Genomic DNA, 16,484 nt, shown 5'->3' with positions numbered 1-16,484 from the left:
AAGAATCCTTTGCGTTTGAAACGACCTTGAGCGGATTAAACTGGTATTGACAGCATTAAGGACTGGAAAAAGGCCGGTTATGAAGTAATTTTATATTTTCTTAAACTCCCCAGCGAAGAAATGGCACTCAAACGTGTCCGGACAAGAGTCTCTGAAGGTGGACACAATGTTCCTGAAGATGTTATCATAAGAAGGTTTCATCGCGGATGGGCCAATTTTCAAAAACATTATAAACAAATCGTTGATGATTGGGTGGTTTTTGATAATTCCGGTGATATACCCTTGATTTTGGAGGAAAAAGCATGAAAAAAAAATCAAATTCACAATTGGCTTTAAATGCAATGCACCGGGCTTCGAAGAAAGCCGTTGAGAAAGCAGCCAATCTGGACCTGTCAATCCCCGTTTGGAAAGATGGTAAAATTATTTTTGTGAAAGCCAAGGATAAACTGCAAAAATCAGGAATAGCATAATCGACCGTTGAAGTTATGAAGACAAATATCAGCATTGGAGCCTGAAATCTTCCGGTCCCCCTCCGGTCCTCTCGAAATATTTGCTTTGCACAATAGGGGTTTGTTGGATTTTTATTCAGTTTGTTTTTTTAGAACTGATTTTTATCTCACAAATCTGTTTCCCAAAAATATGCAGTATGGATATCAGTTCTCATTGGAATGACATGTAGCACCCCCCACTACTGGAAAACGAAGTCAACACCAATAATATCAAGGATTATGATCCAAATAAATAGACGAAGGAATCACCTTTTAACTATCTAAAACCTCTCTGATAGTTTGAGCCATTTCTCTTTTCATAACTGTGATGGTGGCTGAGTGGAAGTCCACCAAGGATGGATATTGAGAAAAACCAACGAGGAGGCACTTATACCTTGAATGAAACTTTTATAGGAGAACAAATGGTTTCGTAAAGACAAAAAGACCCCGAACGGTATCCTGTTCAGAATCTTTTATTTTTATAGCAAGATGCCTTTTTTTAAAGCAAATAAAACAATTGGCTATAGCACTGTTACATTTGTTGCAGCAGGGCCTTTCTGCCCTTCTTCTATATCAAATGAAACACGGTCCCCTTCATTCAAGGATTTAAAACCTTCTGAATTGATGCCGCTGTGATGTACGAATACATCTTTCCCGCCGTCTTCCTGTTCAATAAATCCAAAACCTTTTGAGTCATTAAACCATTTTACTGTACCTGTGGCCATACTGAAAATCTCCTGTAATAATAAATAAAAATAATACTCGTTTCAACTTTAAGGGTAATTCCGCTTTTGCTGTCAGGGATATACTCCTTAAATAATTGCACAACCTATGTGCTTTGCTTGAAACGTGTAATCATAGCTATAAATAGTATTGTCGGTAGAAGTCAAGCTTTTTCTAATCAATAAAGTGTCGCAAGTTCTATTATAAATTTTCCATCAACTCATTTGTACAGCTGTTCAAAAAAACCAGATCCAGCTTGTTCTGAATTCATTCTCTATTTGGACAATTTCAAGAATTGACAATAGTCGTTGTTCCTGCTTGGTGATCCCTGGGACTATTAATAATTGTCCACCCCACATCGATGTCCCGCCATTACGAAAAATAAAAGATGATATGATAGCAGGCTTTTTAGAATCAGTGACGACATTTACAGAGACTGGTTAACTTTTCTTGTAAAGTTAACCAAGTTGATACAGTCCACTCATTTAAAAGGATTTCCAGCGTTTATGAGGAGTTTGGGAAACTTGAAGGTTATCTCTCGTAATGAGCAGGTTTGCTGTTCGAATCCGTACATTTGCTCCACCTATCCCGTCTCAATGACCAGAACATGACAGCGCTGGCTAGTGCCAGCAAACATACGCCAAGGCCGAACACACCACTGAATCCGATATACTGGTATAACCAGATACCGAAAAGAGGTGCAATAAGAGCCCGGACCCCCACCATGGTAAGGTGTATAGACTGATACGCACCGGCATCATCATCTCTGCAAAAGTAGGCTGAACCGATATTCCAGAGTAGTGGCATGGTTGCAGCAAACAAGCCCATCCAGGCATAAGCAATCACGATCAGGTAATAAAACCGGTACACTCCCATATCAAAATAATAGGGGGAATACTGGGTCAACCCCATAAAGAACAGATGCATGAGTAGGGTTAAAAATGTAAAGGCTGCAAACTTTCTGGGATCTATCCGGTCAATGAGGTTGCCAAAAAACGGCAGCAGCAATATGGCGATCAGGTTATACGAATTTTTATAAAACGCTATACTGGTGTAATTCAGCTTTAATTCTTCAACCATAAAAATCGTAATAATCGAAGCCGTCAGCATAAATGAAAACCCATACAGCATAAATCCCAGCTCAAAATCACGATAGGGTTTGTTGACAGTGATAATGGCCTTCATATCTTTCAATGACTTGAGAAGCGATTCTCTCAAGGAAAGGATTTTTCCCTCGAATTGCAGGTAATCCGTCTTTACTGCAGAGGAGAGAAGAAACAGGGAAATAATTCCCAGTATCCCCAGAATCGGATATATATAAACAAAAGAAAATGGATCGTTATCCAGAAGCCAGCCAAAGAAAAATGTCGTCAACATCATCACAATTTTCTGGGTCGTTATCGCATAACTGTAAAGTGTCCCAAAATGCGAATGGGTGTAATTATTCTTAAGAATATCATTGATGATAGGATAAACAATGGGCTGGGCCAGATAATAAAAAAGAAAAATTCCCAAAAACAAGTAATGAAAGAAAAGCATTTTTTCTACCGGGAGGACTTCCCTGGGGAATGCAATGACCAGAAGCAGTGGCAGCCGGGTGATCAAAGCCGTTACCCTGAGGATATGTTTCTTTTTGTAGCGCTTTAATATCTCATGGATAAGAGCGGTAAAGATAAAGACGATCACACTGGTCTGGAACAGGACTGCCAGCTGCATCTGTGAGCCTTTAAGGGTTTTAATGAACACAAACTCATTGAGAACCACAGTTCCGACCAATATGCCTTCAATAATCGAATAAAGGATATGCAGGGAAAATATTCTTTTTTCATCTTTTTTTAAATCCATTTGTTCAATTTCTATCCTTTGAAAAATTCTTGTATCGAAATGTTTATCCTTATATCAGACCTTGTGAAAAATAGCATTTTAAAGTCCCCGGATATCCATCCCAAATCCCCCACACCGGTCATCGGTCGATTCACTGGATATTGCTGTTGGTTGTTGATTACCGAATTGATGGTCGCTACTTGGGAAGATGTTCTGTGGAGCTGCTTTGAGAATCCTTCAAAAATATGATCTTTCCCTACAAATGAGGTATCACAGGGCCTGACCACTTTTCTTTGTCCACATTAGCCATGTAGAATCCAAGCAATGACAGAATTTTAGCAGTTTTAGCAGTAGATACACTGTCATTGGCGCTGCCCTTCAAAAAAATAAGCTAGTTAACTTTCTATAAGAAGTTAACCAGTTGTTGCTACCAGGAAAACCTGGTTACTAAGTTTCAGTATATTTTCAAAATCAAGATGAACAGCTATAGTGCGAAACGCCACCAACGTTAAAAAACGCCTCAGGTTTTAGACGATAATATTTATCTTCTACCCTTTGTGATTGCTCATCATATGGAGAGCTAAGCACTTCTTGCAACTCTCTTACTAATGTGTAGTCACCCTGCATGGCTTGTTGGTAGGCGGGGATAATCAACCACTCTCGCCATGCATATTTGGGGTTAATCTGTTTCATCTTTACCGATATCTCAGCCAAATTGCCGCCTTTGATAACGAGGTCGTGCCAGCTTTTTAGCCAAGATTGCCATTCCTCATCGAGTTGTTGTGAGGTCTTGCTATAGAAGCTCTTTTTCAAGGCTGAAACATTCTCTGGTACATGGGATAATTCACGGAAGAAAATGGTGTAATCCACCTCTGATTTGGTCAGTAACTGCATTAATACCTGCAATAGCTTTGGGTGATAGTCCGTCAAGCCAAGCTTGGCCGCCCACATTTTTTGGATTTGTTTTTGCATTGCCTCTGCAAATCCATGACGTATTTTACCCAATTGTTCCAAAGCTTCAGTATCTTTTGCAAGTAGTGGTCTCACTGCAGTCCAAAACATGTGGTAATTCGCTTCTGCTGCGGTTGGCTGATTGAGGAAGGAAAAGTGTTCGCCGCCGCCAGTCCATGGTTGAAACCCAGGGTCAAAAATTTCACAGAATCCAAATGGTCCATAGTCGAGGGTAAAGCCACCAGTGGCGCAGTTGTCACTATTAAAATTACCCTGGCAGTACCCAATACGCTGCCAATTGGCCACTAATGACGTAAGCCGCTGGCGAAAAAGCTTAGCCAACTCAACCACTTGATCCGCAAAAACAAGGTCTTGATTAATATCGTTTTGGTATTCTCGGTCAATTAAATGCGACACAATCATGCGCAACTCTTCTAAGGCTCTTTGATGAGCTTTGCCGCGAACCCGGCGGGCAAATAACTCTAACTGACCAACCCGCAAAAAAGATGGTGCAACGCGAGTTGAAATAGCCACAGGATTATCCACCATAATATCAGGATCGGTGGAATGAGAGTCTTGGGAGTACCAGGGCCGGGTAACACTCTCAGATTTAGATACATACAGGGTTAGAGATCGCGTTGTGGGACCCCCCAGGGCGTGCATATACTCTTGCGCGAGAAACTCACGCACACTTGAACGAAGTACTGCGCGCCCGTCAGCACCACGGCAATATGGCGTTGTACCGCCGCCCTTTAGTTGCATTTCCCAACGCTGTCCATTGAATACTCCTTCAAATACAGATATCGCCCGGCCATCGCCATAACCATTGCCGGTACCAAATGGACATTGGTGGGTATATTCGGTGCCATAAATTGACAGGGCATAGCCAGTTGCCCAGCCAATCTTACGCATAGGCTCGTGCGCTGCTGAGATATCACCAGAAAATACCTGACAAAATTTTGCATCATTTACCAACTCGTCGCTCAATCCAAGTTCATTAAAAAAAGTGCTGCTATGGGTTACATATTCTGGTTCTGGAAGCGGCGTGGGAGTCACCGGTACGAAGTGACCAGAAAAAACCTGACGGGCACGGTGATCATCACCATCTCCGGTGGCATCAGGATCGGCATTTAAGGTATCCATTAAAGAATAATCAGCTAATCGCACAAACTCATCGAAAGTCGATATGCTTTGCTGAGCAGATGGTGCAAAACCCATAATTTCCCTCCCTTTTAAATAATTTTGAGGATATTGCGTGTTTTATACCTAAAAATACAATTTTGCACGTCTCAACTCAGTGTCAAAAGACAAAATGAAAGGAAAACGGGTTGGCTGAGCAGCAAATTGTAACCACACATTAATGGTATAATATCACATAGGACGTGAAGATCAAAGCACCCAGCACTACTTTTGTTATTCGTGTTTTTTATAAACCGAACAACCTTGTTAACGTTTCTCTTACAACTCCTTGCCCACGCCAGGTGCTCTATCGAAAAGAACGCTATGTAGCCCTAAAAACTTTTGCTTTGGATAAAAGATAAAGGATGTCGGAAAACAGACGGCAAATTCATTGACTCCAATTTCTCAAGGATTTTCGTGTGAAACTTTCTTCTGGTAGTCCTTACCGTATTTTTATGCCTTGAATTCCCATTAATGTATTTTTCAATAAGATCTTCCAGTAAATATATACTCGAAACGCTTATTTCCGTTATTAAGTCATCTTGATTTGTACTTGAAGCATCAATGGTTTTTAAATAATCACCTTTAACATACTCTGAATGGTGAGATTTAATACCGGTCAGTTTATCAGAAAGTGACAGTTTGTGTTTACATCTTCTCACTGCGTAAGAAATATCCCATTCTGTAGCCATCTTTTTTTTTCGAGGATAATGACCAATAGTTATTGAAATTTTGTATTTATAATTATTTTTTAGAATATCAGCATAATAAGAATATCCGTCGGAAGACGAGTCACTCTGTTCATTTAAAATCGGTTGTGGATTACTAAAACTAATATTAATTGGATTTGATAATGACTGTCCAACTTTAAAATAACCTTGAACGTTACTTATCACACGATCAGCAACAGCATAAGGTTTGGGTGTAGATTGGATTTTGTCTAAGTCTTTGTCCCGATTTTCTATTTTTTGCCCTATCATTATTTTTTCCTTTCTATGCTTTTTGTTAATTGTATATTCATCAAATGTGCCAGATATATTTTTATCTTCAATATTTTAGAAACATATCGATAATAAAGGGAATATATGGTTCTTGCTTAAAACAAAGAGGCAGTAAGAACAGTCACAGGTGTGATTATATTTCGCTAATCTGTCATATTGCGACGGCCAAGCCTAAATATAACCATTTTGGATCTTATGTTGTTCAGGCTCTGATTCGTATTAAAAAATCAATTTATTGATATCTCATAAATATTGTCCTTCCTATTGCTATTTAGGCCGTAAGGGCTCTCTAATAATTCTATTAAATATTATTTATTCTTTGAAATAACTAAAAATCCTTGACAATATATATTTCAATAATAGAATATGTATTCTATAAATGAATCGAATGGAGAATAAATGGAACCTCTATCTCGAAAAGAGAGAGAAAAAAAGCGTAAACGTGAGGAGATTTTAGCTGCGGCTATATCTGTATTCGCACAAAAAGGATATCACGGTGCAACCATGGCTGAGATTAGCCAGGTTTCAGAGTATCCACTGGGTACCATATACAAATTTTTCCAGGGGAAAGAGCGGATCTACCATGAGATGGTTATGGAAACAGGTGTTGCCCTTGGAGATATCTTGCTTGATATCATTAAGAAGAATGAAGGTTCTCCAAAAGATCAGATTAGAAAGTGTTTCAATGAGTACCTAAAGTATGGAATTCAAAGAAGAGAATATTTTTTAATTTACAACTCCCAGAGAAGCTCAATAGATGCAGTCCTTGTTCCTAATATCAATAAAAGTATAAACAAACTTCATAACAAAATGAATGAACTTTTAGCAGATATTTTTGAAGAAGGGATCAAGCAAGGAGAGTTTAAAGATCATCCACCCCTTGAAATTGCAAATGTTTTTAGCAGTGTGGTTTTTTCAACAATATGGTTGATTATGGGCGATCCTGAGAACTATGGGCAGAAGAGACTTGATAGTATTTTTTCTATATTTATGGAAGGGGTTTATGCTTAGCAAATGATAAACTGTTGTTCCTGAATTAATAATCCAAAATTAGTGGTGACTACAACCAGTCGAAAATTAAATTTATTAGTATAAGGAGAGTTTAGCATGGCACAGGAAGTTGCAGATAAGAGAGATCAGGAATTTGTTTTACATGAGATGTTAAATGTTGCAAGTTTTTCAGAGAATGAGCAGTTCGCAGATTTTAATAAAAAAACGGTTGATATGATTCTTAAGGAAGCAAGAAACCTTGTAACAAAAGAGATTGTACCAACAAGAGCACTTGGTGATGTTGAAAATGGTCATCCAGAAGGTTGTAACCATGCAAATGGTGCTGTTAAGGTTCCACAATCATACCACAAGCCTTACGAACTATTCTGTGAAGGTGAGTGGCTTGCAATGAGTGATAATCCTGAGTGGGGTGGTCAGGGAATGCCTCACTGTGTTTCTATTGCACCTGCTGAAATGTTCTCCGGGGGAAACATTTCTTTTATGATGTATCCAGGTCTTACACACGGTGCTGCAAAAATCGTTGAAGAATTTGGAACACCCGAACAAAAAGATACATATCTTAAGAAGTTATTTTCAGGTGAGTGGGGCGGAACAATGTGCCTTACAGAGCCAGAGGCGGGTACAGATGTAGGTAATCTGTCTACAACAGCCATAGACAATGGAGACGGAACATACACAATCACTGGTAACAAGATTTTCATCTCCGGTGGTGACTCTGATATGGTTAGCAACATTCTTCACCCCGTTCTTGCAAGAATTGAAGGTGCGCCAGCTGGGACAAAAGGTATCTCACTATTTGCTGTACCAAAATACAAAATAAATGAAGATGGAACTCCTGGAGAATCCAATGATGTATCTATTACTGGTATTGAAGAGAAAATGGGTCTTCACGGTAACTGTACATGTTCTATAGCTTTCGGATCAAAAGGTAATTGTGTTGGTACGCTTCTTGGTGAAGAGAACAAAGGTATGAAGGCTATGTTCGTTATGATGAACGAAGCAAGATTTGGCGTTGGTCTTCAAGGATACGCTCTTGGTTCAGCTTCATACATGAACGCTGTAAACTACGCAAAAGAAAGAGTTCAGGGTGTTAACCTGATGGATATGTTCAACGAAAATCCTCAGCCTGTAACTATCATAAACCACCCAGATGTACGTCGTCAGCTTCTTTTCATGAAAGCATATGTTGATGGTATGAGATCTTTCATATACTACTCATCAAGACTTTTCGACTTTGAGAATCTGGCTGAAACTAAAGAAGATAAAGATAAGTACAAAGGACTTCTTGAGATCCTTATTCCAATCCTTAAATCTTATTGTACAGATAAAGGTCATGAAGTATGTACACAAGGTATTCAGGTTTTTGGTGGATACGGATTCATCAAGGAATATCCCCAGGAACAACTACTTCGCGATTGTAAGATCACATCTATCTACGAAGGAACAAACGGTGTTCAGGCAATGGACCTTCTTGGTAGAAAGCTGGGAATGAAAAAAGGCAAGCCTTTCATGGACTTACTTGGTGAAATGAATGCTGCTATTGCGGATGCAAAAGAAACTGAAGGGCTGAATGAAATGGCTGAAGCAGTTGAAAAAGCTGTTAACAAGCTTGGTGACGTTGCAATGCATATGGGTTTGACTGCAATGAGCGAAAAAGTAATGGATGCTTTCGGTTCTGCAACACCATTTCTCGAAGTCTGTGGTGATGTTGTTATGGCATGGATGCACCTATGGAGAGCAACTGTTGCAACAAAAGCGATGGCGGGGAAAGCTAAGAAGAAAGATATGGCTTTCTACAAGGGACAGGTTGTTACAGCCAGGTACTACATGGAACAACTTCTTCCAAATGCAATGGGTAAAATGGATTCAGTTAAGAACACTTCAACTGCAATCATGGAAATGCCTCTTGAAGCATTTATTGGATAGAACGTTTATAAAAGTTTTAGTTTTATAAATATATCGTTGTACTACTCAAAAAATCATATACACAAAAAGGCAGTTTCATAATTTGATCCTGCCTTTTCCTTTTTTGTGCAAGTACAATCTTAATTGACCGTTGAAATTATGAAGGCTAAATATCAGCATCGGTGCAGGTCTGTTTTTACAAAAGTCTCCTTATTTCAACATTCCTTCTTTCTCTTTCAGAACCTGTCAATTCATTCCAGAGTATATCAAAAAAACTGTCAAAGGATTCAGGATTATCTTCCAACTCAAGATCCAACCATGACATGGCATCAAAAGTATCAGATGAATCTTCCTTCTCTGCAACCTTTGCGGCATTTCTAACATGATCCATTAAACTTGAAATTTTTGCTTCGTTCTCCTGCTTTGTTTCTATCTTGACATCTTTAGCCAGTTTGAACAAAGATGAAAATTTCAGGACTTCCATATTATCTTCATTAAATACCGTTGCAACACCTTGAACCATTCTGTTTTCTAAAAATTTAACGGTTGCTTTTGCTTCAAGGATTCCCTTTGTAACCGGTGCAAGGAATTCAGAGTTTAATGAAATTGTTCCAAAACGACTGTCCGGAGGAATAATACTTTTTATGGCCATAGCCACTGCTGTATCAGCGAGTGTTACAATCGCCCCTCCATGTGCCAGTCCTTTCCCTTGAGCTAATTTAAAAACAAACGGCATGGATAAATGAGCATCACCATCACTGGCTTCGATGATTTTTATTCCCAGGAGTTCTTCAAAGGGTGCGCAACTGACCCATTCTTCAAGTTTAACTTCATGTGGACCCGTTAATGGAGGATGTACTTTTATATTTGTTTTTTCTTTTTTTGTTTTCATATTAAAACGACATCTATACCCTTCTCATTTAAAAATTTAATGGATTTACTGCAAACCGGAGCACTTGTTTCTAAGACAACCGAAGCATTTGGCACTTTCTCATTTATTTTTTCAACTTTTTTTAGAATTATTAATGCATCTTTCATTATAATTCTGCTTTTCCTGCTGATAACGAGGCTAAATTTTTCAGGTCCCATCCTTATTAAGACGGTTCTGGGTGGCAGCCCATATGATTTAGGATCAACTTTTTCTTTCAATCTTCCTCCCCATTAATCCTATCCCGCAAAATCCCAGCACATTTGAAAGTAACAACCCGTCTTCCCTTCAGCATCATTTCTTCATCAGTGGCTGGATTCCTTCCCTTCCGCGGTGCCTTTTCATTGACCTGGAATTTTCCAAACCCTGATATCATGACATTTTCTCCAGAGGCCAATGTTGATTTCATGATTTCAAGAAGGTGTTCTATTGTATCCTTTGCTTCTGAAGGCGACTGCTCAATTCCTTCTGAGATTTTTTCAATGATTGTTTGTTTAGTCAGTGCCAACGGATGCTTGCTCCTATTTTTTATGTAAATATAAAGTGTTATAATATATGCGGAGCATTGATTTTGTAAAGAATTAATGATCAAATTGAAAAATTGTTTTTAGAGATTAGAGATCTTCACCCAGATTCTTTTGTTTTCTATATCCTCATCTATCACTTGGGAGTTCATACCCCGAAATTATCCCTGTTTTCCCCAAGGCAGTGGCTTGGTTCATTTTTTATCTGGGATGCTTTCTTTTTCACATCCTCCCTCAATGTCATCCACGGGAATATAGACATTTGAGTTTTTTTTCACCCAAACTAAAAGGCAAATTTTGCCATTTCCATATTCAATAAACAACGATGCAGTACCCTCTAAAAATAGTATGGTTAATATATACAATTGCCCCCAGTGGTTTTACTATTGGCGATTCATGTTCTTAATTTTCTCGTTGGTAACTAGCCCGAGCTCATTAAATAGTGTAAACCCTATAATCATCAATCCCCCAAGGACCTGAACAGGACTCATGGATTCATTTAAAACCATAACAGAAATAATGATGGCAACAAGGGGATCAACATAGCTGAAAATAGCAACTTCCTGTCCTTCCAAATCTTTCAGCGATGAAAAATAGAGGCAATAGGTGATCCCAGTATGAATCGTACCAAGGACCAACAGGTTAAACAGGCTCCACCGATCAAGGCTTGTTATATGAATGCCTGAGGTCAGATAAATATAGGGTAGCAAAATGATAATGGCGGCAAAAAACTGAATCAATGTCCGGTCAATACCGGTGACGGATTTAATATGCTTATTTAGCAAGATCACCGTGGCATATAACGCTGCGGCGGATAGCCCAAAGGCAATTCCAATAAAATTGCCATGGGATTGATTTGCACCGGTGACGCCTATGATCATCACAAGCCCTAAGGTTGCCATAATAAAACAGATGATTTGTTTACGGCTTAACTTCTCTTTAAAGACTACAGGAGAGGCGATCATTACAATAATAGGTGCAAAATAGTAACTGAGTGTTGCAATGGAGACAGAGGTATAATGATAGGCCTTAAACAAAAAAATCCAGTTGAATGCCAAAGCCGCACCGGATAAAAAAAGTATGGGCAGCTCTTTTTTTATCCTGGATAACTGGAGTTTTTCAGCGGTCAGAAATTTATAAAGAAGGATGGCAGCAGATGCAATCAAGGCTCTGAACAGAGCAATCTCTCCCGGTGGCAGGGAGATGTTTTTTACAAACAATGGCAGTGTACCAAAAACTGCCATGGAGATTATTATTTTAAACTTTGCATTCATTGTTGTTTTTCAGAAGCCCTTTTAATCGACTTTTCCATATTTATCCAAAATCTGTATAGCTGAAATATTATCAATCGGCACACTACATTTCTTAATATGGTTTGAAAAAAATATATATCTTTTTACACACACATTTTTTAATATCAAATGAGTTCCAGTGTCTGACAACTCAGCCACGTCAGCTCTATAAATCTTTTTTGTATTTAATCCAGAATCTATTTGCTTGAATATCAGTTTAACTTTTTTACCCACCAGCTTAAGGTAATCACCAACTTTTTTTAACTTGAACAGACCGTCTATCTGGAATTGTACATTTTTATTGTTTTGATTCATCCAATAAACCTTATATCTCCATGGTTACAATTGCGTTCTTCATAAAGTATATTTGAATAGAACACAAGGTTTCAACTGATCATAAAAAAGCCTCAAAGGAAATTTTTCCTTTGAGGCTTTTTCTATTTTTTAAATTATAGGATGCCTAAAAACAGATGAATATCCCTGGATGGCCTCCAGAAATTGAGCCAGAACTGGGCTCCATATTTTCCCATGGGGGCTCGGGGTGTAGGCTGAATAGATTATTATTCCCACCGACCTAGAATAGCCATGCAAGGCCGATAGCAAAGATCATGGATCTTGAGTCGTAAAATTTAATATTGGTATCGTTCTTTTTAAAAGATGTAAATACACTGGCAGTGAAATCTTTCCAGCCAAAAGGGGCTGCATAGCCAACCCCCAGGGTGGTACCGTATATCACATCCTCCCGGGTTTTTTCGAATATGGGATTGGCTTCGTCATATTCTGCCAGACCTAAAGAAATATTGCCAAAAAACCACCACCGTTCATAGGGGTATGCAAAAGAGACTTTACCCTGGAATCGATTAAAACTGTTGGCATCTCCTATTGCATCCCCTCTCACATAGCTTACCCCGGGCCGGATCATAATACCCCGGCCAAAGGAAATCGCATACTGGGCTTCCAAAAGATGAAAATCTGAATCCCGTTTTAACATCTGCAAATCAGCAGTCGTGAGGGTTGAATCGGGTTGCTCGAAAAGATAGACCCCAGATTGATCATCATCAATTTTCTGCCGACCAAATCCATATCTCAAATTAACGGGGCTGCCGAAAATGGACTCAGCCTCCACTTTGAAAGCCTGGGAGTCCTGGTCAGTTTCCTGTCGGTCAGAGCCCAATAAAAAAGGATCTTTCCAGGCTTCATTGTCCAAAATGGGTAGTTTGGGAACCCAGGCGGCTGTCAGAATGGTTCCGCCGGACAGTTTTTGCCGAATACCGGTTTCCAGGAAAAATGTCCCCTCCACAATGTTTTCTTTAGGGGTGCCAGCATAAAATTGGGTAGCACTATTATCAAGGGTATAGACCATTTCCCAAAGAAGGATGGGAAAAAAATCAGTTTCAGAGTTGGCATCCTGGTCTAGAGAGTTTATCTTTTTTGTATCATCACTGACATCAGAGACGGATTTTGAATACCCAGCCGCGATCATAGGCTGGACATAGCCGCTGAAACCCGGTGTAAATTTATTTCCCGGCTGCCGGCTAATGGCATTGTCCGGAAGGGCAACAATAAGGAAGATACCAAGCAAAAATACCGAAATCTGCGCCCGCATTCTTGTCAGGTAGTCAGGTTTTAAAGCTATTTTCATCTATTTTCTCCTGTTTTTTCCTATTTGAATTAATTCCAGAACGAAATCTTACCCCATCCTTTGCGTTATCGCCATCGAGAATTTGTTTTGTTTAATTTGAGATTGGCCCATAAGCATTGAGCGCTGTACTCAAAAATTCACCCTTCATCATTCCTGATTCACCCAGATTAGATCCTGGATCGCAAATCCGAGTTCTTTAGATTTTCTCGTAAATTCTGCCTTCAATTTGTCACTAACTGTGGGCGTTCTTGATAAAAACCAAAGATATGATTCACTATACCCGGAAACAAAAGCGTATTGATAATTTTCTCTCTCCAATTCAAAAATCACATAAGAACTGTAAAATGGACCAAAAAACGAGACCTTGAAATATCCCTCGTCTGATTCACGCACAAAAAAAGCCTTCCCAATAGCTTCATTCCACTTGTTCTTTTCACTTGAGAACCCACGATTTGTTACTTTAACCCCACCCTCTTCAAGTAAAGAATACTCTGCTGTCACTTTTTCAAGACCCCGCTCAAAAGAATGATCCAATCTTGCAATTTCGTACCACTTGCCCAGATAATTATTGAGTTCAAAATCCATGATGGGTTTGATACTTTTCGGGTGCCCCATACATCCGGTTAAAAGTAAGGATAAAATGCTTAATATTAGATTTTTCATGTTTTCCCTTTGTGGTAATTTAACCTGCAATTTTGTAGACCTGGAAATCATTTAATTCTACGAAACGAATTGATATTTACAAAAAAAGGAAATTCAGGTTAAAATTAAATTTTAATCTTATATTCTATGGTTATCATAATGGCTTCAAATTGTGAAGGTCGATTTGTATTTTCAGACGAGTCACTCACCTGAAGGTTTTAGATGGTTTTCCCCCCCCCCAAAAAAGGTCCAGGTTTCGTTGCGGGTTAAGGATTGAAAAACCACGTCAGAAATAACAGATGGGGCTTGCAAATTCCATCAGCAAGCCCTACTTATAGCAATCAATTTTATAAAAAGGAATTCTAATATGCCTGATACCGCATTTTCAACCTTGATGGATAAAGTTCAAAACGCGAGGGGAGAGACACAGTTTCATGTGCCTGATGACTGGATGCAGGGTCGTACTGCCTATGGGGGATTAGTTGCAGCAATGGCCTTGAAGTCAATGCGTGGACATGTTTCCCAGGAACGAAAATTACGCAGCCTTTTATTTTCTTTTGTTGGCCCGGTTAATTCTGAACCTTTCTTTATTCAAACCCAACTATTACGTTCAGGGAAGTCCGTGACTACGATTGAATCCAAATTAATTCAGAACGATAAAATATGCTGTACAGCGGTGGGGAGTTTCGGTGTTGATCGGGATTCAAAAATAAAGATAGCCCCCATTAAGCGGGTAGAGATGCAAAACCCTTCAAAGGCACTTGAACTGCCGTACATTGAGGGGCTAACACCTACTTTTACTCGCCATTTTGACTATCGATGGGCAATTGGTGAATTACCTTTTTCCGGCAAAGGGGGTCAAGAACTTGGTGGCTGGATAAACTTTCGAGAAAAGACAAACTGCCTGACCGAAGAATGGCTGGTTGCATTGGTAGATGGTTGGCCAACACCCGTGCTCTCTAAACTAAAAGAACCAGCCGCAGCAAGCACATTGACATGGGCTTTGGGATTCGTCCATCTGGATCGCATGACCTGCTCTGAAAAAGAATGGTGGGCCTATCACTGCGTAATTGACAGCGCCGAAAGGGGTTACGCTCATGAAAGAAGTACCATCTGGGACCCTGAAGGGAAACTGGCGGTATACAGCCAACAGACGACAACTGTTTTTGCATAATTTTCATCAATCGTAACATTTTGCAATCGAATCAAATGTTATTCCAGATTATTGAAAGACAGTTTAACTGATCGATGGAAAAAACAGGGGTCAAAGATGACGCTGGATACTAAAAATAATTCCTCAACTTGAGCTCAAACGGGTGCGGTCTCAAATATGTCTGGACCTTCAGCCAGGGCTGGTCATATTTCATGACATAATGATTTATCAGGGTAATTGGCACAATCAATGGGACGTAACCTAATCTGTATTGATCAATAATGGACAATAGTTCTTGCTTTTCATCGCTGGTCAAATTCTTTTTAAAATACCCCATTATGTGATGGAGGACGTTGATATTTTTTTTTAACGTAGTTTGAAGCGCCAATGCCTTTAAGAGTAACTCCTCATAGGCGTCAAATAATTGTTCTAAATCACAGCTTTTCCCCTGGGCAACAAGCCTTCCCATCTTTCTGTATATGTCCTGGTTGTGTGAAAGTATCAGCAACTTGTTTTGGGTATGAAATTCTACAAGACCTCCCAATGTTTTATTTTGATCCAGAAGTTTTCTCCAGCGCTGCAGCGAAAAGATATTTTCAATAAAATTCTCTCTTAGTTTCGGATCATTCAGCCGGCCGGCTTCTTCAACCGGTATTCTCGGAAAAGCTTTTGTAAAGCCTTTTGCAAAAAGCCCGGTACCATTTCTTTTGACGATGCCGTCATCTCCATAGACTCTGATCCGGTAAAGCCCGTTACTGGGAGATTTGCTTCTAAAAATAAACCCACACAGATCTTCTTTGGACAGTTCTTTTAAGCGACCGTTCATCCAGGTCGTCATTTGTTCCGTTTTATCCACAGCGGTTTTCTGGGTCACCAGCCTTGGATTCTCAGCGTCCCCCACCAGTCGTAATGCCTCTCTTGGCGTTGGCATACCGCACTCGACTTCCGGGCAGACCGGTACGTATTTGACAAATAACCCAAGGGTTTGTGTAAGAAAACGATCATGGCTGTGACCCCCATCGTATCGAACTGTATTTCCCAGCAAACAAGAACTGATACCTATTTTAATGGGTTTGAGCATGGCATCCCCCTTATAATAAACAATTGCATTGACATATCGTAACTCAGTATATAGGTTTTTTATATAATTAACAGCATATTCGGACGATAAAACAGGCCTCTTGGGCAAAAATAAGTACCATTTTACAGATAAGGACACAG

The 16,484-nt window shown here is 39.5% G+C and carries 17 protein-coding genes; 5 read left to right on the top strand and 12 right to left on the bottom strand.

Annotation, left to right across the window (positions count from 1 at the left end; genetic code table 11):
- The first annotated feature begins 45 nt into the window (after positions 1 to 45).
- Positions 46 to 306 carry a zeta toxin family protein gene (locus tag ACZ45G_RS00335; protein WP_464180061.1) on the top strand — a complete coding sequence of 87 codons (261 nt, stop codon included), beginning with the start codon at positions 46 to 48 and terminating at the stop codon, positions 304 to 306.
- Entirely contained in the window at positions 303 to 470 is a 168-nt protein-coding gene (locus tag ACZ45G_RS00330; protein WP_464174604.1) for a hypothetical protein, read from the top strand. Before ACZ45G_RS00335 ends, ACZ45G_RS00330 begins: the two co-directional genes overlap by 4 nt.
- A 539-nt stretch (positions 471 to 1,009) precedes the next feature.
- On the opposite strand, the gene ACZ45G_RS00325 is transcribed toward ACZ45G_RS00330, so the two are convergent.
- The 4 genes from ACZ45G_RS00325 to ACZ45G_RS00310 all read right to left on the bottom strand — a co-directional run bounded on the left by ACZ45G_RS00325 (position 1,010) and on the right by ACZ45G_RS00310 (position 6,145).
- Positions 1,010 to 1,213: a cold-shock protein gene (locus tag ACZ45G_RS00325; RefSeq protein ID WP_464174603.1), complete on the bottom strand. Its 204-nt coding sequence runs from the start codon at positions 1,211 to 1,213 to the stop codon at positions 1,010 to 1,012.
- 529 nt (positions 1,214 to 1,742) lie between these two features.
- Positions 1,743 to 3,056, bottom strand: a complete 1,314-nt coding sequence (locus ACZ45G_RS00320; protein ID WP_464174602.1) for an MFS transporter — start codon at positions 3,054 to 3,056, stop codon at positions 1,743 to 1,745.
- Between the two features lie 450 nt (positions 3,057 to 3,506).
- Positions 3,507 to 5,204 carry a protein adenylyltransferase SelO gene (locus ACZ45G_RS00315; RefSeq protein ID WP_464174601.1) on the bottom strand — a complete coding sequence of 566 codons (1,698 nt, stop codon included), beginning with the start codon at positions 5,202 to 5,204 and terminating at the stop codon, positions 3,507 to 3,509.
- A gap of 293 nt (positions 5,205 to 5,497) precedes the next feature.
- The gene (locus tag ACZ45G_RS00310) at positions 5,498 to 6,145 is read right to left on the bottom strand and encodes a hypothetical protein (protein WP_464174600.1); all 648 of its coding nucleotides are present in this window, start codon (positions 6,143 to 6,145) and stop codon (positions 5,498 to 5,500) included.
- Positions 6,146 to 6,565: 420 nt separating this feature from the next.
- On the opposite strand from ACZ45G_RS00310, the gene ACZ45G_RS00305 reads away from it, so the two are divergent.
- Both ACZ45G_RS00305 and ACZ45G_RS00300 read left to right on the top strand, forming a co-directional pair.
- Entirely contained in the window at positions 6,566 to 7,177 is a 612-nt protein-coding gene (locus ACZ45G_RS00305) for a TetR/AcrR family transcriptional regulator (RefSeq protein WP_464174599.1), read from the top strand.
- A 96-nt stretch (positions 7,178 to 7,273) separates the two neighbouring features.
- Positions 7,274 to 9,103 carry an acyl-CoA dehydrogenase gene (locus ACZ45G_RS00300; protein ID WP_464174598.1) on the top strand — a complete coding sequence of 610 codons (1,830 nt, stop codon included), beginning with the start codon at positions 7,274 to 7,276 and terminating at the stop codon, positions 9,101 to 9,103.
- Positions 9,104 to 9,278: 175 nt separating this feature from the next.
- Here the strand turns inward: ACZ45G_RS00300 and ACZ45G_RS00295 are convergent, their stop codons facing one another.
- The 7 genes from ACZ45G_RS00295 to ACZ45G_RS00265 form a co-directional block, all read right to left on the bottom strand.
- Positions 9,279 to 9,974, bottom strand: a complete 696-nt coding sequence (locus ACZ45G_RS00295) for a PaaI family thioesterase (RefSeq protein WP_464174596.1) — start codon at positions 9,972 to 9,974, stop codon at positions 9,279 to 9,281.
- A complete protein-coding gene (locus tag ACZ45G_RS00290; RefSeq protein WP_464174595.1) occupies positions 9,971 to 10,231 on the bottom strand; it encodes a hypothetical protein in 261 nt (86 codons plus the stop codon). Before ACZ45G_RS00290 ends, ACZ45G_RS00295 begins: the two co-directional genes overlap by 4 nt.
- A complete protein-coding gene (locus ACZ45G_RS00285) occupies positions 10,228 to 10,518 on the bottom strand; it encodes an integration host factor subunit alpha (protein ID WP_464174594.1) in 291 nt (96 codons plus the stop codon). Before ACZ45G_RS00285 ends, ACZ45G_RS00290 begins: the two co-directional genes overlap by 4 nt.
- 399 nt (positions 10,519 to 10,917) lie before the next feature.
- Entirely contained in the window at positions 10,918 to 11,808 is an 891-nt protein-coding gene (locus tag ACZ45G_RS00280) for a DMT family transporter (RefSeq protein ID WP_464174592.1), read from the bottom strand.
- A 21-nt stretch (positions 11,809 to 11,829) separates the two neighbouring features.
- Positions 11,830 to 12,141, bottom strand: coding sequence for a hypothetical protein (locus tag ACZ45G_RS00275; RefSeq protein WP_464174591.1), 312 nt, complete (start codon positions 12,139 to 12,141; stop codon positions 11,830 to 11,832).
- A gap of 259 nt (positions 12,142 to 12,400) precedes the next feature.
- Positions 12,401 to 13,468, bottom strand: a complete 1,068-nt coding sequence (locus ACZ45G_RS00270; protein WP_464174590.1) for a DUF2860 family protein — start codon at positions 13,466 to 13,468, stop codon at positions 12,401 to 12,403.
- Positions 13,469 to 13,615: 147 nt separating this feature from the next.
- Positions 13,616 to 14,131 carry a lipocalin family protein gene (locus tag ACZ45G_RS00265; RefSeq protein WP_464174589.1) on the bottom strand — a complete coding sequence of 172 codons (516 nt, stop codon included), beginning with the start codon at positions 14,129 to 14,131 and terminating at the stop codon, positions 13,616 to 13,618.
- A gap of 346 nt (positions 14,132 to 14,477) precedes the next feature.
- Here ACZ45G_RS00265 and ACZ45G_RS00260 point away from each other — a divergent pair, with 346 nt between their 5' ends.
- On the top strand, positions 14,478 to 15,284 hold the full coding sequence (locus ACZ45G_RS00260) for an acyl-CoA thioesterase (RefSeq protein WP_464174588.1): 807 nt from the start codon (positions 14,478 to 14,480) through the stop codon (positions 15,282 to 15,284).
- A gap of 109 nt (positions 15,285 to 15,393) precedes the next feature.
- Here the strand turns inward: ACZ45G_RS00260 and ACZ45G_RS00255 are convergent, their stop codons facing one another.
- Positions 15,394 to 16,344 (bottom strand): YbgA family protein, encoded by a 951-nt coding sequence (locus tag ACZ45G_RS00255; RefSeq protein WP_464174587.1) that lies wholly within the window; start codon positions 16,342 to 16,344, stop codon positions 15,394 to 15,396.
- Positions 16,345 to 16,484: the final 140 nt, after the last annotated feature.

The organism is Desulfoconvexum algidum (assembly GCF_055382125.1).
The sequence above is the reverse complement of the archived record's forward strand: the minus strand, read 5'-3'. Positions and strand labels throughout refer to the sequence as shown.